The organism is Paenibacillus allorhizoplanae, from assembly GCF_927798215.1.
Classification (GTDB): Bacteria; Bacillota; Bacilli; order Paenibacillales; family NBRC-103111; genus Paenibacillus_E; species Paenibacillus_E allorhizoplanae.
Map to the genome: position 1 here is coordinate 242,266 of NZ_CAKMMW010000003.1, position 20,308 is coordinate 262,573.

Genomic DNA, 20,308 nt, shown 5'->3' on the forward strand with positions numbered 1-20,308 from the left:
CGCGCTCACACAAAGGTTTGCCATTTAGAAACTGAAATATTGCTTGGCATTGTTGTAGGAAATACCTTGAACCAACTGTTTCAACAACTGCTCGTCGTTCGGGAACTCACCTGCTTCAACCCACTCACCGATCATGTTGCATAGAATGCGACGGAAGTAATCGTGGCGCGTGTAGGACAAGAAGCTGCGGGAGTCCGTAAGCATCCCAACGAAACGTCCGAGCAAACCGAAGTTGCCGAGGGATTTCATTTGGGAGATCATGCCATCGCGTGTATCATTGAACCACCATGCGGCACCCAATTGGATTTTGCCAGCGATGCCATCGCCTTGGAAGCTGCCCATTAAGGAAGCAAGAATCTCATTGTCACGCGCGTTCAAGGAATATAGAATGGTACGCGGCAATGAATCTGCCACAGCAAGTGCGGACAGCAATCCCGTTAATGCACCCGCAACCGGGCTATCACCAATGGAGTCAAATCCTGTATCTGGTCCTAGCTTAGCGAACGCCTGTCCATTGTTGTTTCGGGAAGCGTTGATATGATACTGCATCGCCCAATCCAATTTCTTGTAGATGCCGCCAAGGAAGATGAGTGTGAATGCTTTGTACTTCTTCTCATCTTCCAGACTCACTGCTTGACCAGCAAGTCCTGCCGCGAAGATCGCGTCAACTTCTTCTTTGGTCGCTGCCGCAAAAGGCACATAATCCAACGCATGGTCAGACACTTTACAGCCGACAGAGTCAAAGAAGACAGCGCGGCTTTCTAAACCAGCCAATAAATCATCATACGTGCGGATCGGCGTGCCTACTGCTTTTTCAAGTTGAGCAATCCATGGAAGGAAGGTAGCACGGTTGATTTCCAGCGCCTTATCCGGACGGTAGGATGGCAATACTTGCGTATCGAATCCTTCAATGTCTTTGATTTTGATGTGGTATTCCAAGGAATCCACAGGATCATCAGTTGTACAAATGACCGTTACTTTGGAATTTGTGATCAGGTCTCTAGCGCGGGATCCACCCTCAGCCAGCTTCGCATTCACTTTTTCCCAAATTGCTGGTGCATTCTGCTCATTAATGATATCGTACACACCGAAATACGTTTGAAGTTCCATATGGGACCAGTGGTACAATGGATTGCCGATCGCCATAGGAAGCGTGGAAGCCCATGCTACAAAGCGATCATAATCACTAGCTTCACCCGTAATTTTGGACTCGTCGATACCGTTGGCACGCATCATCCGCCATTTGTAGTGGTCACCATATAACCAAGCTTCGGTTATGTTGTTAAATTGTTTATTTTCATAAATTTCCTTCGGACTTAAGTGGCAGTGATAGTCAATAATCGGCAGTTCTTTGGCATATTCATGAAAAAGATGTACGGCAGTTTCATTGTTAAGTAAGAAATTTTCGTCTAAAAACGTTTTCATAAAGCGATTTCCACCCTTCTCAAGCTGAATGATCTGCCATCTATATTAGCAAAAAATCAGCTTAGAAATCTTGCGATTTCGTGCTTTTATTTCATAAAATATGCATATCTTGACCTCTAGAAGGGTTCATAGCGGCTAAGGTAGCGTACTTCTTACATTTGAATTTGTTTCAATTTCTTCTGGTATCGCTTCTGTAGCACCAGGAACATGACGGGATTTCACATTAATCTGGTCCGAAGAAGAGATGCTGATATGGACAGAACCAGACAATACATGTGCACGAATTAAGATCGGCTGATTATAATCGTTACGAAAACTAAAATCAGGCCCGCCCCAATTCACGGTAGCATCTCTTCCATGGGGCACATAAGGCACCGATCGACTGTGGGAGTACCTTTCAATAATCGTGAGCCCTGCACGGTCAACCGCATTAAATAACGTTGAGGATATTTGACAAATACCGCCACCGATTCCCTCGGAGAATTCCCCCCTTACAATCACCTTGGCCGACATATACCCCCTGCTCGGTGTTCGAACGCCTACAACGCGATTGAAAGAAAACGTCTCATTCGGCTGCACAACATAATTGTTGATCGCCTGTGTGGCTAATTTGAGATTCGTTACACGGTGACTATTCCGGGAATTAAAATAGGTAACATAATAGCCTATTGGACGGACTCGAATGCTGGCAAGCAGTTCACTATCTACTTTGGGATACAAGGAATGCAGCGGTAACGCTACATTCATCGGGCCTTCTGAATAAAAATGCCCATAGAATTGGTTGATAAAAGCACTTCGATTCAACCGAACGCCTGCAATCTCTTTCACAATGCCCCCACTGTCACTAATTGTAGCGTTAATTGGCTTGCGGTAAATCGTTTTGTCAATTTGTTCAGCAAGCCGGTCTAATTTCTGCGTATCTACCAGTGGAATATCCAAGAGATCGGTCGTAATCGGCTCTCGCCTAATCTGAGCCATCTTTTCACCATTCGAATTCTCCGATAGTTGAAAAGGCAATTCTTTGGGCTGGGCAAGCAGTAACAGGCCCAATAGCCATTCATAGCGCATGAACGCAATTCACCTCCTGCCCCTAGTGTAAACAAATGTCAAAATTCCATGCAATGACAACTCAGATACATTTTGAAAATGGATTTCCACTGACGGTAAAATTTATTTGACAGTCGACGAGCAGAGCGATAAACTTCAAACAAGATGAAGTAAAAGGAGGATTTTTCTAATGACGTTTGAACACAATCTTGAGAAATATGCGGAGCTGACTGTTCGAGTTGCACTCAACATTCAAGCTGGTCAATCGCTTTGGATTAATGCGCCAATTGGGCACCCCGAATTCGTAAGACTCATCACTCGTAAAGCGTACGAAGCCGGCGCTAAGCATGTACATATTGAATGGCAGGATGAAATCTGTACCCAAATCCGCTATACACACGCACCCGATGAATCATTCAATGAATACCCCGCTTGGCGTGCGCAAGCACTAACCGAGTTAGCTGAAAACAATGGCGCCTACTTATGGATTGACGCGGACAACCCAGAGCTGCTGAAGGATGTGGATCCTGCTCGAATCTCAGCGAATGCGAAAGCGGCAGGTCCCCTGCTGGTCAAATGGCGTGAATACATGTCCTCTTACAAAATGACATGGTCCATCATCGCTGCCCCTTCCCTAGCCTGGGCACAAAAGGTATTCCCTGATCTCGAAGATCAGGCTGCAGTCACAGCCCTTTGGGATGCGATCTTTGAAGCCACCCGTGTAGATCAAGAAAATCCTGTACAAACGTGGCAGGATCACAACGCGACTCTCCGTAGCAAACGGGAACAATTGAATGAGAAACAATTTCATAAAATCCATTACCGCGCTCCTGGAACGGAGCTTACGGTGGAGCTTCCACCTCAGCACATTTGGCGAGGCGGTTCTGCGACGAACGAAACAGGCGGCTTCGATTTCAACCCGAACATCCCGACAGAGGAAGTGTTCATTTCCCCGAATCGCCTAGGAACGAATGGGACCGTCCGCAGCTCCAAGCCGCTTAGCTACCAAGGCAGCTTGATCGATAACTTCTCGATCACCTTCGAGCAAGGCCGCGTCACCCACTACACAGCTGAGCAAGGCTTTGAATCGCTGCAAGCGATGATTGAGATGGATGAAGGCGCGCACTTCTTGGGCGAAATCGCACTCGTGCCGCATGTCTCACCAATTTCAAACACAAACTTAATCTTTTTCAATACGCTCTATGATGAAAATGCTTCAAATCACTTGGCCCTCGGTCGTGCCTTCCCGACTTGTATTGAAGGCGGTACGAAGATGACCAAAGAAGAACAGCTGCAAGCAGGGCTGAATGACAGCCTCATTCACGTCGACTTTATGATCGGCTCTGCCGAGATGGATATTGACGGTGAACACGCGGATGGCACGTTAGAACCGATCTTTCGTAAGGGGAATTGGGCGTTTTAATTAAAAAAGAGGGTATCCCTGAATGCCATGTAAGTGGCGAGGGATCCCTCTTTTTCTACTTATGTATGATTTGATTTTTAATAAGCTCAATTTGACGAATTCGATTCGTGTCTCTAGCACGCACAATGAAAGTCCACTCCTGATACTGCCAGAGTTCACCGATTTTCAATTCCGACTGCTTACTATATAACCAGCCACCGATAGAATCCACATTCTCGTCCTGTATGTCAAGTCCCAATCTAGCGTTTAACTCGATGATCAAGGCGTTACCGTCGACGACATAGTGCCCTTCGGCTAACTTGTCAATTTCTTTCAGTTCATCTTTATCAAATTCATCACGAATTTCCCCTACGATTTCCTCTAGAATATCTTCAATCGTTATCAATCCGGACGTTCCGCCGTACTCATCCATCAGCAAAGCGATATGTACGTTTTCACGTTGCATCTTTTTGAGCAGAGACTTCACAGGCATTCCTTCGGGAATCGTCATAATTGGTTGAAGTAAACCTTTGAAATTAAAATCCGGATTCGAGATGTAACTTAAGAAAAATTGCTTCGTATTGACGAATCCAATGATATGATCTTTGCTCTCTTTGGCTACGGGAAAACGTGTGTATTGTTCTTTGATTATAATATTCATGTTCTCTTCAAGTGATTTATCCGCATAAAGACAGATCATATCCGTACGTGGGACCATGATTTCACGCGCCAACAATTCATCGAATGAGAAGATGCGATTCACATATCCGTATTCTGTCTTATTGATTTTTCCACTTTCAAGGCTGTCTGATAAAATAATGCGTATTTCCTCTTCGGAATGAGCTTCTTCGTGTTCGCTTGCTGGCTTAACGCCAAATAGCTTGACGAGTTGAGTCGCTGAGCCATTTAAAATCCAAATGAATGGGTACATAATTTTATAAAAGAAAATAATAAACGGAGCAGTTAGAATTGAAATCGCTTCTGCTTTCTGGATCGCTAACGTTTTGGGAGCTAGTTCACCAAGAACAACATGGATATAAGTAATCGATAAAAAGGCGATACCAAAAGATAGGATGTGCGACAGTGTTTCACCTACACCAAGCCCATGGAACAAAGGACCGAGGATCTTCTCGACCGTGGGCTCGCCTAACCAACCAAGCCCTAGCGCGGTAATCGTGATGCCGAGTTGACATGCGGATAAGTAGCCATCCAAATTCGAAGTAACGGTTTGAACAGCTAGTGCATTTTTCTTGCCTTCTGCAACCATTTGATCTACGCGGCTTGGACGAATCCGAATAACTGCAAATTCTGTCGCGACAAAAAAAGCGGTAAGTACAATCAGTACTGCGATTAAAACCAAATTGATTAACATGGTAACCTACCTTCAGCGTTTAGTTTATCTCTATAAGTTTAACTTTCTTGGAGTAACTTATCAATTTCCACGAATCCCCATAGCTATAAAAAGGATTTCACCAACGAACAAAGAAAATATAGCTTCATATAGTATATAAGGATGGTTACATGCAGATTGGGAATGTTAGTCAAAGGAGTGTGGCTCAAGGATTTATTATCAAAATCATCCCATCAGAAGGAGTTGATCCGATGAGTATCCCACCAAAAATCGCTGCAATCAGTGTCAACTTTGATCTAGGGGCAGGTCGCCGAGGTGCCAGTCATGGGCCTAAAGCTATATTGGAAGCAGGATTATTTCCCGCCTTACACCAAATGGGCTATTGCGTTGATCATGTTTCAGATCTGCACCTGAACGAGAAGTTAACACCTTTAGATGCCCATGTCGATACCACAAACCTCAAACATTTCGCAGAAGTCATTGATATAAATACGCGATTAGCTAGGCAAATTTCTGGCGTCGTAACCCAAGATTATTTCCCACTCGTTATCGGTGGCGACCATAGTATTGCCATTGGTACCATTGCAGGTTTAGCTAGTCATTATCAGCAATTAGGGGTCATTTGGATTGATGCACATTCGGACTTAAATTCACCAGAAACAAGCCCTTCTGGAAACATACACGGGATGTCACTTGCCGTCAGCCTTGGCATTGGGCATCCTTTATTGACCCAGATCAGCGGGATTTCTCCCAAGGTGAGGCCTGAAAATATCGTACTAATCGGAGCTCGTTCGCTTGATGAAGGAGAGAAGAAGCTGATTCGTTCGCTCGGCATCAAATGTTACACGATGTACGATATTGACCGCAAAGGGATGGCCCGTGTGATGCAAGAAGCGATTGATTATATTAAAATAAGAACAGATGGCGTTCACCTTAGCTATGATGTCGATTCCGTGGATCCCATAGAGGCACCTGGAACAGGAACAACTGTCAAAGGTGGTCTACAGTTCCGCGAAGCTCATCTCGCTGTAGAAATGCTGCATGAAGCCGGCATTGTGACGTCTGCTGAATTTGTTGAGGTTAATCCACTACTGGATGAAAGTAACAAAACCTCCGAATTAGCAGTAAGCCTTATCAGTTCTTTCTTCGGGGATCAAATTTTATAATCGACTGCGTAGGAGGGAGATCTTATTCCAAGCATCAAAGGGGTCACACCTATTTTCCGAATGTTTGATGAAACGAAAGCTAGGGAATTTTACCTAGATTATCTAGGGTTTACCTTGGCTTGGGAACACCGTTTTGAACCTGATCTGCCCCTTTACATGGAAGTTACCTTGGATGCACTCACGATCCATTTATCGGAGCATCACGGGGACTGCACCCCTGGAGCTGCGATTCGCGTTGAACTGGCAGATATCGAATCCTTTCACGCCCAATTACTGGCGCAAAAATCGAAATATTCGCGCCCCGGCATCCATAAAACACCTTGGGACACCCGTGAAGTTACGGTGATTGATCCATTTGGTAACCGTATCATCTTTTTCGAGAGAAACGTATCGTAACACACCAAAAACCCCCGATCTCTTTGCTCGAGATGGGGGGATTGTTATATAAGGAGTTGCGTTAATCTGCGGGGCGCAGCAGTCTGTCGCCAGCAATACCTGGTGTGGTCATCTGAATTGGATTCAGAATTTCCTCAATCTCCTCCGTTGTAAGAAGTCCTCTTTCTAAAATGAGTTCCTTCAAGGTAAGACCTGTGCGTACAGCTTCCTTAACTAACTGCGCGGCAACCTCGTAGCCCAGATGCGGATTTAACGCGGTTACGATACCGAAGCTTTGCTCCACGTAATTTTTACACCGTTCGCGGTCCGCTTCCAAACCTTCAATTGCGAAGCGTTCGAATACACTAGCCGCATTTCGTAATATTTTAAGGGACTGCAAGAGATTAAAAGCAAGAACTGGCCCCATCACGTTAAGCTCAAACTGCCCTGCTTCACAGGCCAAACAAATCGTATGATCGTTTCCTATGACCTGGAAAGCCACTTGGTTCACTACCTCCGGCATCACGGGATTTACTTTACCCGGCATAATGGACGAACCTGGCTGTCTTGGCGGCAACTTAAGCTCGCCTAACCCTGCGCGAGGTCCAGAAGCCATCATGCGGATATCATTGCATATTTTGGAGAGATTCACAGCACATACTTTAAGTGACGCAGATAGCTCGGTGTATGCATCCATGTTCTGTGTACCGTCGACTAAATGCTCCGAGATTTCAACTGGAATACCAGCCGCCGCTTTCAAATGAAACATAACTCGCTCCACATATTCCGGCTTGGCATTAAGCCCTGTACCAACGGCAGTTGCTCCCATATTGACGATCAGAAGCCCTCGCATCGCTTGCTTGATTCGATGGATATCACGCATCAATACACGCGCATAAGCGCCAAATTCTTGACCCATACGGATCGGCACGGCATCTTGTAGATGGGTTCTCCCCATTTTGATCACATCATCAAACTCAATTTCTTTCCGTGCAAATGCGCTTTGTAAGGACATTAAGGCTTCTATTAATTGCTCCGACAAGCGGTAGGCAGCTATTTTGATCGCGGTTGGAATCACGTCATTCGTCGATTGCGACATATTTACATGATTATTCGGATTACAGTGGAAGTAGCTTCCTTTTTCCTCACCTAGAATCTCTAGGGATCGATTGGCCAGCACTTCGTTCATATTCATATTGATGGAGGTACCTGCTCCGCCTTGAATGGAATCGACGATAAATTCCTCTAAGAGCTTACCTCCACTCACTTCTTCAGCAGCTTGTACTAGGGCTTCTCCAATTTTCTTAGGCAGCATATGGGTATCCATATTCGCTTGTGCCGCTGCACGCTTCACTTCCGCTAACGCAGTAATAAGTTCAACATGAATCGTAACACCTGTGATCGGGAAATTTTCAATTGCTCTCATCGTTTGAATGCCGTAGTAGGCATGAGATGGGACTTGCTTTTCTCCTAAAAAGTCTTTCTCGATGCGATAACTCATTCGATTACCATCCTTTTTCACTTCATATTTCATTCCCAAAGCCTCGATTGAACCTAGAACGACAATAAGTCCACTAACATGGTTATTTTTAGCTTAAAAGTGAGGGATATGCACCGGATAGCTAAGATTGCAAATCCTCGCCTATTTTTCAATTATATACTCAAGAAGTCATCGTACGCTAATAATAGAATACAATGAAGTACAACCTTGATTTATGTTACGGGGAGGGAAAACTTATGACTACACAAAGCTCGAAGATTATTGAGCAAACTGAGAAATATGGTGCACGTAATTACAACCCGCTGCCGTTGGTGATTTCAAAAGCCGAAGGAGTTTGGGTTGAAAACCCCGAAGGCCAGCGATTTATGGATATGCTGAGCGCCTATTCAGCTCTGAATCAGGGGCATCGTCACCCACATATAATCCATGCATTAGTTGAACAAGCAGGCAAGCTTACTTTGACTTCTAGAGCCTTCCATAGCGAGATCCTTGGACAGTTCTATGAGAAATTGGCGCTATATACGGGTAAACCCATGATATTACCTATGAATACGGGGGCAGAAGCGGTTGAAACGGCTGTCAAAGCTGTCCGACGTTGGGGCTACGATGTGAAAAAGATTCCCGAGAATCAGGCGGAGATCATTGTCTGTGAGGGTAATTTCCACGGTCGTACCGTGACCGTCACCTCTTTCTCCTCATCTCCGGAATACAAACGGGGTTTCGGGCCATTCACGCCAGGCTTCCGGATGATTCCATACGGCGATGTCGATGCATTGCGGGAGGCGATTGGGCCGAACACCGCCGGGTTTATTGTCGAGCCCATTCAGGGGGAAGCTGGCATTGTAATCCCGCAGGAAGGGTTTCTGCGGGAAAGCTATGAGCTCTGCAAGGCGAATCAGGTATTGTTCGTTGCGGACGAAATCCAGACGGGATTCGGCCGTACCGGCCGCCGCTTTGCCAGTGACTGGGAAGGCGTCACGCCGAACCTGTATGTGCTGGGCAAAGCACTTGGCGGCGGTGTTTTTCCGATCTCGGCCGTAGCCGGAGATCGGGAGGTCCTTGAGGTGTTCGAGCCGGGCTCGCACGGCTCGACGTTCGGTGGCAACCCGCTCGGCTGCGCCGTCGGGATTGCTGCACTTGAGGTGTTGGAGCAGGAACAGCTCGCAGAGCGTTCCGATGCGCTGGGGGCTTATTTCCTGAAGCGGCTTCAGGAAATCGAGAATCCGCTCATTAAGGAAATTCGCGGCCGCGGCTTATTCATCGGGATCGATTTGACGGTCCCGGCCCGGCCATTCTGCGAAGCATTGAAGGATAAAGGCCTGCTGTGCAAGGAAACACACGAGCATATTATTCGCTTGGCGCCTCCCCTTGTGATCACGAAGGATGAGCTGGATTGGGCTTGGCAGCAGTTACACGAAGTGTTGCGAGTGGAGTGAGTCGCAGCGGCGGGACGTGTGTAAGTCGATTATTTCGACTTACACAGGCGCAGCTTGGCTTTGCAACGTCTGGAAGTCGATTTTTTCGTTGATTTGATCGATTTAGTTAGGCTATTTGCGTAAGTCGATTTTTTCGAGTTACGCCGCGTGGACTTAGGCCTTTGAAGCTACATAAGTCAATTTCACAATTAAAAAAATCCCGCTCCCCATAAAGAGGAGCAGGAGTCTATTCCTTAACAAACACAAGTTCCCCAAATTGCTGAGGAACATGAAAATTAACGATCCCTGTAGGCGACCAGGCTGAATAATGCCGAACGCCATCGCGATCATCATCGATACGGAATACATTCCAATGCCAGACCGCTCCGGAATGAGGCACCCCTGCGTCATCCAAATCCGCGAATGGGATCCGCACATCATAGACGAGCCATCCGTCTTCGTTACTTGGTGTGACTTCGGCTTGGAATCCCTCCGCAATCCACGAGGTATCCACATCCTTGTTCCCATCCAGCTTATTATGAATCAACGCATCGAACAAGACACCCCGCGGGCTTACTTCAAACTCGTAATAGGTCGTGCCGCCGCCGAATGGGTCAAGGAACACTTCTACTACGTCCTCCTCGTAGAGAGGATCGTCACGCCGTGTCATCGTCGACACCACATGGTCATCCTCACAGTCGTATCGAATGTGCAGACTCTCCGCAGTCCAGTATGCTCGAAAGCGGGTTTCCAGTCTCGGTGCATCCGCCGACACCACATCACGCAAGTAACCAACTTGTACATCTTCCCATTTCACACGACTACCTTCATCTATGTAGCGACAAATATATCTCATCTGTATTCCTTGCTCCCCCACTCTTTCAAATCAATTCTTATAGACTATATTAATATCATGTTCCTTGGAAAGGAAGCTCGAAATTTGGTCTCTTGCTTCTGACTTCACATCTTTCAACCAGGAAGCCTCCAAACGTTCAATCGCTTCTATGCGTAAATCTTCATATTTACTCTTCGCCTTCTCTGTTTCGCGCGACCGATTAGAGGCATACAGAAACAGCGTGATACATGCGAGCAACAAGCCGCATAACAGTTTATTCGAAATGAGCAAATCTAATACCATGATGGCGTTACCGCCCGAACGGACGATGACTTGTCGATATAACATATAAATGGCCATTAATAAGATTGCCCCTGTCGCGATCGATAGAATGGGTTGCATTTTTTTCAAATTGTCCCATTTCATCTTTCTATCTTGCAACTCTTTCAACATGACTTCTGTATCATCACTCACATTTATCGTAGGCCCAATCACAGCATCTCCCCCTCGTTACCATGCTATGCTTGTCTATTGCTATTCTTTCCATAAAAAAAGACCAAGAGCATCACTCTTCACGCCTCGCTGAAGATGCTCTTGATCTTGACCTATTATTTAGTAGAAATTATCAATAATTCCGATTAAAACCGTTTCTTTCCTACAAGGAACTTTTTATTTCCTTTTTTAGCTGCTACCGGTACATGCTTGTAGCTGCGTACCATCTGTGTTTTACAAAGCGGGCAAGTTGGTAAAGCTTCCGTTACGAATTCTTTGCGAACCCAAGCTTTACATTCTGTTGCTTTACATTTCCAAATCTCAATCTGTTCAACTTCTGGTTTCTGTTCTTCCGTTACAATACTCGTTGTTGTAGACATTTCAATTATGTGCTCCCTGCTTCGTAGATTAGACTACTTATTATTATACAGATCGCATCGAATATCAAGTCTTTCCCGTGTTCAAAAGTATTTACCAGTGGTAGAATAGACAAAGCGATTGCAATTTAGACACAAAATACAAAGGCAGGAATATCGCATGACCAATCTACTACGCGAATGGAAGCTTCAACTCGAAGGCTATAGCCGAAATATTAAGCTATTTTTCTGGTTCAATTTTGTTTGGAACTTGGGCATTAGCATGTTTGGGCTTGTGTACAACCTCTATGTAAGAAGCTTGGGCTATGAGCAAACGATGGTAGGCAGCATCGTAGGGATGACAGCTTTGGCCGCGGCCATCATCCTCATCCCGGCGGGCATCATGAACGATCGCTTCGGCCCTAAGCGCGTCATTTCTTTCGGTCTCATTTTTACAATTGCCGCACTGACCGCACGATCACTCATTCAACTCCATGAAGGCATGCTGATTTCCGCTTTCTTAGGGGGCATGGCGCTAGCTGTCGTCTCCGCGACAATTCTGCCGTTCATGGCGAATAACTCCACGCCTCAGCAGCGGGTTCATCTGTTTTCACTCAATATGGCTTTGGTTATGCTCGCCAATGTCATTGGCATTGCCATCGGTGGTGTGCTTTGTGATTTCTTCCAATTCTTAATTGGCTTAGACGAAATTCATAGCTTACGATATACCTTGCTCATTGGCGTCGCCATCGCAGCACTGGGTGTCATTCCGATGTCTCTTTTTGAAAAAAGTGATCTCGAGAAGGAAGAAGATACACCGCACCGCGAATCTTTGAGTTGGAAAGCCACTTGGCGTGAGCATAAAACATCTATCCAAGTCATCGCGATATTCTGTTTGCTTGGACTACTCTCCTCACTTGGCGGCGGAATGATTGTTCCCTATCTCAATGTGTATTTTGAAGATCGCTTTGAGGCATCGAAATCCGCGATTGGTATCATCGTTGCTTTAGGACAAGCTGCTACTGGCGTAGCCTTCTTAATTGGGCCTATGATAGCCAAGCGTTATGGTGAGGTGAAATCCGTCGTCTATCTGCAGTTGAGTTCGATTCCTTTTCTGCTCATCACCGCTTTTTCAGCTAACCTTTTTTTATCGTCCGGTGGCTATCTATTCCGCCAAGCACTAATGAATGCGGCAAATCCTTTTTATAATTCGATCAAAATGAGCTATGTCCATCGTTCGCTTCGCGGACTAGCCTCAAGCTCTGGCGAAGCGGTATTCAACCTCGGTTGGTTTATCGCATCACCGATTAGTACAGGCCTCGTCTTCCGATACGGCAGTTATTTCGGATATGCCTACGCCTTTTGCATCACAGCCGTTGTATACTCCGTTATTTCATTTTTATTTTATTTTTTCTTTGGCAAGCAGCGTTTTAAAACACTGGAATAAACCCACCGAAAAAAGCTCCTTTCCCTCGTTGACGTAGACGAAGGAAAGGAAATACAATAGAATGAGAGCGCATTCATACCTACTTCTCAGTGCTCATATGACAAGTAGAATGCCAAGGGGGCCTTACCTATGCGGAAAAAGCTCATTTTTAATGGACAAAGTATCGTCTTAACCTGGTTAATTTCCTATATTGTCATCCTCCTGCTTCCTGTCGTGATAGGTCTTTTACTATATGTAGAGTCCAACCGTACATTAAAGGAAGAAATTCAACAAGCGAATGACTCCTTGCTTAAGCAAGTCCGCGAAGTCATGGATAACCAATTCAAAGCGATGGAACAGCTCAATTTTGAAATCACATGGAATGTGAATGTACAAGAGTTGCTCTACTCGAATAAATATGAAACCTATCCGAAAGATCTCCCTTATGATACCTATCAAATTGCAAAGAGCTTCTCTATGTACAAAACCTCTTATCCCTTAATCGACTCTTTTTATGTGTACTTGAACAAGAATCAGTCTGTCATACTCCCAACGACCGTTCGTTCGAAAGATTTTGCTTACGAGACGCTGCACAAAAGCGATGATTTCCCCTTCTCTTCCTGGCAATCGATTATGACTCGCAGCAATTTCAAAGGATTCATCCCGATGTACCGGATTGGCGACGATAATAGTCTTCGGAAAACAGTTGCGTATATTAGCACGTATCCCTTTGAACATGACCAACCGCTCGCAACGAATGTCATCATGATCGATCAATCCCGCATTCTTGGAGCTATTCAAAACATGGAAATCTTCAATAAAGGGCATGTCCTTATTCTGAATGAACAGAATCAAGTTCTAGCGTCCAGCTCGGAAGGCACGATGCCCGTGGATTTCCCTTATGCGAACCTGGATCAAGCAACGAATTTCTATTTTAAAAGTAACGATGGCGAGAAATATGAAGTGTTTAATATTCAATCGCCGCGTTCCAAGCTCAAATACATCTCGATCATGCCTAGCACAACCTATTGGCAGAAAGCCTCACATATCCGCAATCTGACCTATCTAAGCATGTTGATTAGCTTGCTAGGCGGAGGTATATTGACCTTCTTTTTCCTTCGAAGAAATTACAACCCTGTTCGGCGTTTGGTACACGCTTTCTCGAAGAAGCAGTCCATAGAATCCAGCAAAACCTACAATGAATTTCATTTCATTCAGGAAGCCGTGGATAGTACGTTAATTGAGATGGCTGATTTCAAAAGCAAAGTCGAACAACACCGGCATATCGTGCGGTCTCATTTCGTAGAAAAGCTGTTGAAAGGTAAACTTGACGGTAAAATACCTATTGCCGAAGCCTTAACAACGTTTGATATGAAGCTAGATCGGAAAGAATTTGCGGTCATGCTCTTCGTCACTGATAAAAGTGAAGCGTTCTTCGAACGCATTACAAACACGCCTGACGAGGAGAAGTGGAAGCTGCTTCAATTTATCGTAAGTAATGTGGTTGAAGAACTAGTCTCACAGCGACACCGCGGCTATGTCGCAGAAATTGAAGATACACTTGCGTGCTTAGTGAACCTGTCCATGGAGGATGGCCACAGCGCCAAAGAGGAGTTACTGCGAATAGCAGAAGAAGCGCAAACGTTCCTTGCTTCCACCTATGATATCCATCTCACTATTGCAATAAGTAACGTGAATGAGCACATTTCAAGTGTTCCGCAAGCTTTCTTGGAAGCCTTGGATGCGATGACTTACAAGCTTGTCATGGGTGGACATGAAATTCTCGCCTACAATGATCTCAAACCTCATACACACTGTGAGAATCCTTCAGGTTATTATTATCCAATGGGCGTGGAGCAACAATTCCTCAATGCATTGAAGTTCGGAGAACTGTCAGATGCTCGCCAAATTCTTCGTGAGGTCATGGAGAAAAATTATGAAGGCTCAGGTATTTCCGTCTCTTTAACCAAATGTTTAATGATGGGCTTAGTGACTACGATAATGAAAAGTCTTAACGACACTGGCGGGATGCAGGAAAGCTTCTTCATTCGCAATCCGAAGCAGCTGGATCGCCTATTGAACGCAAAAACCGTCCAAGATATGGAGCTCCAGCTAGATGACATGCTTACACAAGTCTGTGCGTATACGGCCGCTAAGCGGCAACATGCGAATTCAATAACGAAGCAGAAAGCACTTCAACAGCTCGTGGAGCAAGTCAATACCTATATTGAACACAATTACACGGATGTAAACTTGAATGTAACGATGATTGGCAGTCATTTTGATCGCAAAGCCACGTATTTATCCAAACTCTTCAAGGATTATGTAGGAGAAGGTTTACTCGATCGGATCAATAAAGTGCGGATTGAGAAATCTAAGCAGCTGCTCAAAGGGAAAGAACAATCCGTTGGCGATGCTGCATATGGGGTCGGGTTTAATGATATTAACGCTTTTATTCGTGTATTTAAGAAAGTCGAGGGCATTACGCCAGGTAAATATAAGGAAATGCTTGAGAAGTAACGGAAGGAAATAACTAGGTGATAGTTTGAGATAGGAGCGGGAAACCGCTCTTATTTTCTTGAAATAAGCGCTTTTCACCCCCGAAATTGGCTTTTTTCGTGAAGGAATTGGATATTTTGTAGATTCTTTCGGTATTTATCAAGACGATATTGGATATATTCGAGATTTCAATCATGTAAGCGTTACCATATAGTTGAGGTATAGCACAGGCAACAACATTCCAAGACTTCCGAAGCCTGTTTTTCTGGTCAATTTCTCAGTACAGCTTAGCTTAGCTTAGATTAGCTCATCTGCCAGCCAATTTGGCGAAACACCAGTCACGCTTTCGTTGCCAGACATGTGGCAAAAAACTTTGAGGAGGTCAACACATGAAAAGAAACAGTAAAAAAATGTTCACCATGTTGGTAACCACATCTTTAATGGGAAGTTTAGTTGTTGCCTGTTCATCCAACTCTTCCACGACAAATACGCCTAATCCAGCAGCATCAGCAGATGCGACAAAAACATCAACAGCACCAGCCGCTGGCGCAGCCGTTACGTATCCGCTCAAAACTGACAAAACCTTAACCTACTGGGGAGAGGTTACTGGGAACTTAACAGGTGTCAAAGGGACACATGCAGATACACCATTTTTTCAAAATTGGCAAAAAGTCACCGGCGTTACTATGAAGTTTACTGCACCTCCGACCAACCAAGCGGATCAAGCCATTAACGTCATGTTAGCAACTGGTGATTTACCGGATATGATTGAATATGATTTCCAAGGTAAATTCCCAGGCGGACCTGAAAAAGCGATCAAAGACGGATATATTCTCAAATTGAATGATACCATTGATAAATTTGCACCGAACCTGAAGAAATATCTCAAAGAACATCCAGAAATTGATAAGCAAGTCAAAACAGACAATGGCAGTTATTATGTCTTCCCATTCATCCGCGGCGACGATTTGCTGCGCGTTTTCCAAGGACCTATCGTACGTAAGGACTGGTTGGACGAATTAGGACTTCCTGTTCCTCAAACGATTGACGAGTGGTATACCACTCTCAAAGCTTTCAAAGAGAAAAAAGGTGCTACAGCTTCCTTCTCTGTCGTTAGTGTTCCTAGACCATTCAACGAATTGGCTAACGGTGCATTCGCAAGTGCTTTCGGTGTCACACGTGATTTCTACATGGATGATAAAGGCGCGATTAAATTCGGTCCTGCCGAGAAAGGTTACAAAGACTTCCTTGCGACTTTCCACAAATGGTATGCGGAAGGTTTGATTGATAAGAACTTTGCAACGGCAGACAGCAAATCCCTAGATGCGAACATCGCGTCAGGAGCTACTGGTGTAACTGTAGGGAATGCTGGTGGCGGTATTGGTAAATGGCAGCCGCTTATTTCAGCTAAAGATCCTAAAGGTGTGCTGATCGCAGCTCCATATCCCGTTCTCAAAAAAGGTGACATCGCGATGTACAGTCAAAAGGACCCTGCGAATGCACCCGGCGGATCTGTAGCGATTACAGCTACTTCCAAGAACATTGAAACTACTGCTAAGCTGCTTGATTATGGTTATTCGACCGAAGGCGCTCTATTCTTCAACTTCGGAACTCCTGGGGTTTCCTATAATATGGAAAATAACTATCCGAAATACACAGATTTGCTTATGAAAAATCCGGATAAATTAGCTCCAGCACAAGCAATGTCCATGTATATCCGCGGTAACTACAATGGTCCTTTCATTCAGGATAAACGCTATATCGAACAATATCTGGCCTTGCAAACACAACGAGACGCTTTAACCACGTGGTCCAAAACCGATGTAGATAAGCACAAATTGCCGCCAATTACAGCAACTCCAGAAGAAAGTACAGAGCTTGCTAAAATCATGACAGATCTGAACACCATCGTTGATGAAATGACTCTGAAAATCATCCTGGGAACAGAGCCGGTTGAAAGCTTTGACAAGTATATGGAGAAATTCAATTCCGTAAAATTGAACCGTGCAATCGAAATCAAGAAAGCATCCTTAGATCGTTATAACAAACGTTAGAATCTAACATGGGGATGAGGAGCACAAGCTCCTCATCTCCATGGATTCATTTTCCTCGGCGAAAGGAGAGATATGATGCGTAAAACAGCGGAGGCTAGCTTTTCTGTACGCTTTAAACGCGATTTTCTATTGAATAAATACTTGTATCTGATGATGGTTCCCGTCCTGGCTTACTACTTTATCTTCCACTATGCGCCGATGTATGGAGCCATCATTGCGTTCAAAGAGTACACCCCGATTAAAGGGATACTTGGCAGCCCCTGGATCGGATTCCAAAACTTCCATGATTTCTTTACCAGTTATTATTTCTGGCGCATTCTCAAAAATACAGTTCTGATATCACTCTATACGTTATGTTTTGAATTTCCTGCCCCGATTATTTTAGCTATTCTCATTAATGAGCTGGCGAATAAAAGATTCCAACGTTTTGTGCAAACGGTTACTTACATGCCTTACTTTATCTCGCTAGTCGTCATTGCCGGGATGATTAAAGATTTTACAAATAACGGCGGTGTAGTGAATACGTTACTGACTTATTTTGGCGCGAATGATACAGCGATGCTGCAGAAGCCTGAGCTGTTTCGAACCATATATGTGTTGTCTGAAATTTGGCAAAAAATTGGCTGGGAATCCATCATTTATTTAGCAGCACTCATGGGCATCGATCAAGAGCAATACGAAGCCGCGAAAATGGACGGAGCCTCACGACTCAAATCCATTTGGCACATCACATTACCTGGTATTCTACCAACCATATCGATTATGTTCATTCTTCGAATGGGGAATTTGCTCAACGTAGGTTTCGAGAAAATTATCTTACTTTACAATCCTAGTACTTACGATACGGCTGATGTTATTTCTTCCTTCGTTTATCGCAAAGGTTTGCTCGAATTTGGTTGGAGCTATAGTGCGGCGGTTGGTTTATTCAATTCCGTAATCAATTTAGCTTTACTCATAACTGCCAACAAAATTAGTAAACGAGTTAGTGAAAATAGCTTATGGTAGTGAAGGAGGGACTTAGATGAAAACCAGCTATTCAGACCGCGTGTTTTACACCGTGAACCATGTTCTATTGATTTTATTAGTGATTGTTACACTCTATCCGCTCATCTATGTCACTTTCGCTTCCATTAGCGACGGTGCGCAACTTATCACCCATAAAGGCTTGCTCTATCGCCCGCTGGGCTTCAGTCTGGAAGCTTACCACAATGTATTTAAAAATCCATCGATATTACAAGGCTACCGCAACACCTTATTTATTCTTGTCTTTGGTGTTACGACCAACCTCATAGTCACGGCATTAGGGGCCTATGTGCTCTCCCGTAAAAATGTCATGTGGAACAAAGTGTTTATTTTCATCGTAATTCTAACCATGTTTTTCAGCGGTGGACTTGTTCCGATGTATCTTGTTGTTAAAGGTGTCGGACTAATCGACTCCTTATGGGCTACCATTTTACCATTCGCCGTCAACACGTTTAACTTAATTATAATGCGTACTGCCTTTATGGCCGTTCCCGAGAGTTTGGAAGAGTCAGCCAAAATGGACGGTGCTAACCATTTCGTTATCCTATTTAAAATCATTATCCCGCTTTCCATGCCCGTTATCGCGGTTATGATCTTGTATTATGCCGTTGAGAAATGGAATGGATGGTTCTGGGCTTCAATCTTCCTAAAAGATCGAGAACTGTACCCGCTTCAGCTCACCCTTCGGGAAATATTAATAGCTAATAACACGGATATGATGTCTTCCGGCGCCAATGCTGCCGATCAACACCAGATCGGAGAAACGATCAAGTATGCCACCATCATGGTTGCCTCTGTACCGATTCTGATCCTCTACCCGTTCGTTCAAAAGTATTTCGTGAAAGGCGTCATGATCGGCGCTGTTAAAGGGTAACTATCATAAACGTCGTCCGCTCCGCCAGGAGGGACGGCGTTTTTTTGTGTTTAGGCACAGGTTTCAATATTTCACATAGCTAGGCAGACGCAGAGTCTGTGTGGGAATCTGGACATACATTATATGGCAGATGACTTTTATACTTGGTTAGGGGGAATCACTTTGCATATCGATCTTGGTTGCGGTCACCACAAGCATTTGAACTTCTACGGTATTGATCGCGCCGAGCTGCCAGGCGTTGATTTGGTATGTGATATAAACGAGGGCATTCCATTGCCCGATAATTCCGTGGAATTTGTCATGGCTAGTCGCAGTCTTCCCTATGTAACTGATTTATTCGCTGTCATGTCCGAGCTTTATCGGATTTGTACGCACAAAGCGATTGTATGCATTCTCTCCCCTTATGCTCATCATTTTCGTCATACGTCGAATCCGTACTTGAAGCAAAAATTCGATGAATATACGCCTCGCTATTTGACAAACACCTTTCTTCAACCAGCTGGCAGTCCGATTTGCCCACCTGTGCCTGAGTACCTTGAGCATGTAGTTCCTTTTGATTTCCGCCTCGTTCGCATGGAGTTTTTCTATGAGCCGCCTTTTTCAACCACGTTATATGAACAGGATGAATTGGACATGTTGCAATACGTGCAACCCAATCTGATTAGCGAAATCATGTATCATTTCGTTGTCGTTAAGAATGACTTACGCATAGATGATTGGCATCGGATCTGCCTAAAAAAGTATGATGAACCCCACTGGGTCCCTTCCCTCCGACGTCAAAAATCACCCGACGTGTGGGAAAGTTTCGAAGAATTCGGTACCACCCCTCTGTCCAAAAAAGATTCACCTGTGAATCCAACTTCTTTCTATGAGTCAATAAAACCAGCCAAAAAAACAATACAAACGGTTAAGAAGAAACCCCGCACAAACAAGTAACATTTTTCATCTGCAGTTGATCATGTTTTCGGTTTTTGCTCATATCTTAAGACCATCGGCCTATTTTACTTTCCATCACCACACCGTTTACTCGCCAATAAGGAAGGAACGGTACAAATACTAGGGGGTGA

General features: G+C 44.6%; 17 protein-coding genes. 10 read left to right on the forward strand and 7 right to left on the reverse strand.

Translation table 11 applies throughout. The features are described from left to right. Positions 1 to 24: 24 nt before the first annotated feature. Positions 25 to 1,425 carry a glucuronate isomerase gene (uxaC, locus tag L6I86_RS07375; RefSeq protein WP_236285921.1) on the reverse strand — a complete coding sequence of 467 codons (1,401 nt, stop codon included), beginning with the start codon at positions 1,423 to 1,425 and terminating at the stop codon, positions 25 to 27. Between the two features lie 135 nt (positions 1,426 to 1,560). Then, entirely contained in the window at positions 1,561 to 2,493 is a 933-nt protein-coding gene (locus L6I86_RS07380; protein WP_236285922.1) for a VanW family protein, read from the reverse strand. Positions 2,494 to 2,662: 169 nt separating this feature from the next. On the opposite strand from L6I86_RS07380, the gene L6I86_RS07385 reads away from it, so the two are divergent. Beyond that, entirely contained in the window at positions 2,663 to 3,895 is a 1,233-nt protein-coding gene (locus tag L6I86_RS07385) for an aminopeptidase (RefSeq protein ID WP_236285923.1), read from the forward strand. Positions 3,896 to 3,950: 55 nt separating this feature from the next. Here L6I86_RS07385 and L6I86_RS07390 read toward each other — a convergent pair whose 3' ends face one another. After that, entirely contained in the window at positions 3,951 to 5,246 is a 1,296-nt protein-coding gene (locus L6I86_RS07390; RefSeq protein WP_236285924.1) for a hemolysin family protein, read from the reverse strand. Between the two features lie 236 nt (positions 5,247 to 5,482). Between L6I86_RS07390 and rocF the strand changes: the two genes are divergently transcribed. After that, complete coding sequence (gene rocF, locus L6I86_RS07395) at positions 5,483 to 6,391, forward strand: arginase (RefSeq protein ID WP_420851858.1); 909 nt, start codon at positions 5,483 to 5,485, stop codon at positions 6,389 to 6,391. Positions 6,392 to 6,424: 33 nt separating this feature from the next. Then, entirely contained in the window at positions 6,425 to 6,787 is a 363-nt protein-coding gene (locus L6I86_RS07400) for a glyoxalase superfamily protein (RefSeq protein ID WP_276574822.1), read from the forward strand. 61 nt (positions 6,788 to 6,848) lie between these two features. Here the strand turns inward: L6I86_RS07400 and L6I86_RS07405 are convergent, their stop codons facing one another. Next, a complete protein-coding gene (locus tag L6I86_RS07405; protein WP_236285927.1) occupies positions 6,849 to 8,267 on the reverse strand; it encodes an aspartate ammonia-lyase in 1,419 nt (472 codons plus the stop codon). A 236-nt stretch (positions 8,268 to 8,503) separates the two neighbouring features. Between L6I86_RS07405 and L6I86_RS07410 the strand changes: the two genes are divergently transcribed. Continuing rightward, positions 8,504 to 9,703 (forward strand): ornithine--oxo-acid transaminase, encoded by a 1,200-nt coding sequence (locus tag L6I86_RS07410; RefSeq protein ID WP_236285928.1) that lies wholly within the window; start codon positions 8,504 to 8,506, stop codon positions 9,701 to 9,703. 226 nt (positions 9,704 to 9,929) lie between these two features. Here the strand turns inward: L6I86_RS07410 and L6I86_RS07415 are convergent, their stop codons facing one another. The 3 genes from L6I86_RS07415 to L6I86_RS07425 all read right to left on the reverse strand — a co-directional run bounded on the left by L6I86_RS07415 (position 9,930) and on the right by L6I86_RS07425 (position 11,389). Next, entirely contained in the window at positions 9,930 to 10,538 is a 609-nt protein-coding gene (locus tag L6I86_RS07415; protein WP_236285929.1) for a carbohydrate-binding family 9-like protein, read from the reverse strand. Between the two features lie 30 nt (positions 10,539 to 10,568). Next, entirely contained in the window at positions 10,569 to 10,991 is a 423-nt protein-coding gene (locus L6I86_RS07420; protein ID WP_236285930.1) for a DUF2663 family protein, read from the reverse strand. A 164-nt stretch (positions 10,992 to 11,155) separates the two neighbouring features. Beyond that, positions 11,156 to 11,389, reverse strand: coding sequence for a cold-inducible protein YdjO-related protein (locus tag L6I86_RS07425; RefSeq protein ID WP_056616791.1), 234 nt, complete (start codon positions 11,387 to 11,389; stop codon positions 11,156 to 11,158). A gap of 157 nt (positions 11,390 to 11,546) precedes the next feature. Here L6I86_RS07425 and L6I86_RS07430 point away from each other — a divergent pair, with 157 nt between their 5' ends. From L6I86_RS07430 to L6I86_RS07455, 6 genes are all read left to right on the forward strand, one after another. After that, positions 11,547 to 12,812 carry an MFS transporter gene (locus L6I86_RS07430; RefSeq protein WP_236285931.1) on the forward strand — a complete coding sequence of 422 codons (1,266 nt, stop codon included), beginning with the start codon at positions 11,547 to 11,549 and terminating at the stop codon, positions 12,810 to 12,812. Positions 12,813 to 12,941: 129 nt separating this feature from the next. Beyond that, the gene (locus L6I86_RS07435) at positions 12,942 to 15,311 is read left to right on the forward strand and encodes a helix-turn-helix domain-containing protein (protein WP_236285932.1); all 2,370 of its coding nucleotides are present in this window, start codon (positions 12,942 to 12,944) and stop codon (positions 15,309 to 15,311) included. A 368-nt stretch (positions 15,312 to 15,679) separates the two neighbouring features. Next, on the forward strand, positions 15,680 to 17,344 hold the full coding sequence (locus tag L6I86_RS07440; RefSeq protein WP_236285933.1) for a type 2 periplasmic-binding domain-containing protein: 1,665 nt from the start codon (positions 15,680 to 15,682) through the stop codon (positions 17,342 to 17,344). Positions 17,345 to 17,419: 75 nt separating this feature from the next. After that, positions 17,420 to 18,349: an ABC transporter permease gene (locus L6I86_RS07445; protein ID WP_236285934.1), complete on the forward strand. Its 930-nt coding sequence runs from the start codon at positions 17,420 to 17,422 to the stop codon at positions 18,347 to 18,349. 16 nt (positions 18,350 to 18,365) lie between these two features. Further along, positions 18,366 to 19,241 (forward strand): carbohydrate ABC transporter permease, encoded by an 876-nt coding sequence (locus tag L6I86_RS07450; RefSeq protein ID WP_056616807.1) that lies wholly within the window; start codon positions 18,366 to 18,368, stop codon positions 19,239 to 19,241. 162 nt (positions 19,242 to 19,403) lie between these two features. Further along, entirely contained in the window at positions 19,404 to 20,177 is a 774-nt protein-coding gene (locus L6I86_RS07455; RefSeq protein ID WP_236285935.1) for a class I SAM-dependent methyltransferase, read from the forward strand. Positions 20,178 to 20,308 lie beyond the last annotated feature (131 nt).

Coding starts and splice junctions, on each gene's coding strand:
- uxaC (WP_236285921.1), bottom strand. CDS start 1,425: ATGAAAACGTTTTTAGACGAAAATTTCTTACTTAACAATGAAACTGCC.
- L6I86_RS07380 (WP_236285922.1), bottom strand. CDS start 2,493: ATGCGCTATGAATGGCTATTGGGCCTGTTACTGCTTGCCCAGCCCAAA.
- L6I86_RS07385 (WP_236285923.1), top strand. CDS start 2,663: ATGACGTTTGAACACAATCTTGAGAAATATGCGGAGCTGACTGTTCGA.
- L6I86_RS07390 (WP_236285924.1), bottom strand. CDS start 5,246: ATGTTAATCAATTTGGTTTTAATCGCAGTACTGATTGTACTTACCGCT.
- L6I86_RS07405 (WP_236285927.1), bottom strand. CDS start 8,267: ATGAGTTATCGCATCGAGAAAGACTTTTTAGGAGAAAAGCAAGTCCCA.
- L6I86_RS07410 (WP_236285928.1), top strand. CDS start 8,504: ATGACTACACAAAGCTCGAAGATTATTGAGCAAACTGAGAAATATGGT.
- L6I86_RS07415 (WP_236285929.1), bottom strand. CDS start 10,538: ATGAGATATATTTGTCGCTACATAGATGAAGGTAGTCGTGTGAAATGG.
- L6I86_RS07425 (WP_056616791.1), bottom strand. CDS start 11,389: ATGTCTACAACAACGAGTATTGTAACGGAAGAACAGAAACCAGAAGTT.
- L6I86_RS07430 (WP_236285931.1), top strand. CDS start 11,547: ATGACCAATCTACTACGCGAATGGAAGCTTCAACTCGAAGGCTATAGC.
- L6I86_RS07435 (WP_236285932.1), top strand. CDS start 12,942: ATGCGGAAAAAGCTCATTTTTAATGGACAAAGTATCGTCTTAACCTGG.
- L6I86_RS07440 (WP_236285933.1), top strand. CDS start 15,680: ATGAAAAGAAACAGTAAAAAAATGTTCACCATGTTGGTAACCACATCT.
- L6I86_RS07445 (WP_236285934.1), top strand. CDS start 17,420: ATGCGTAAAACAGCGGAGGCTAGCTTTTCTGTACGCTTTAAACGCGAT.
- L6I86_RS07450 (WP_056616807.1), top strand. CDS start 18,366: ATGAAAACCAGCTATTCAGACCGCGTGTTTTACACCGTGAACCATGTT.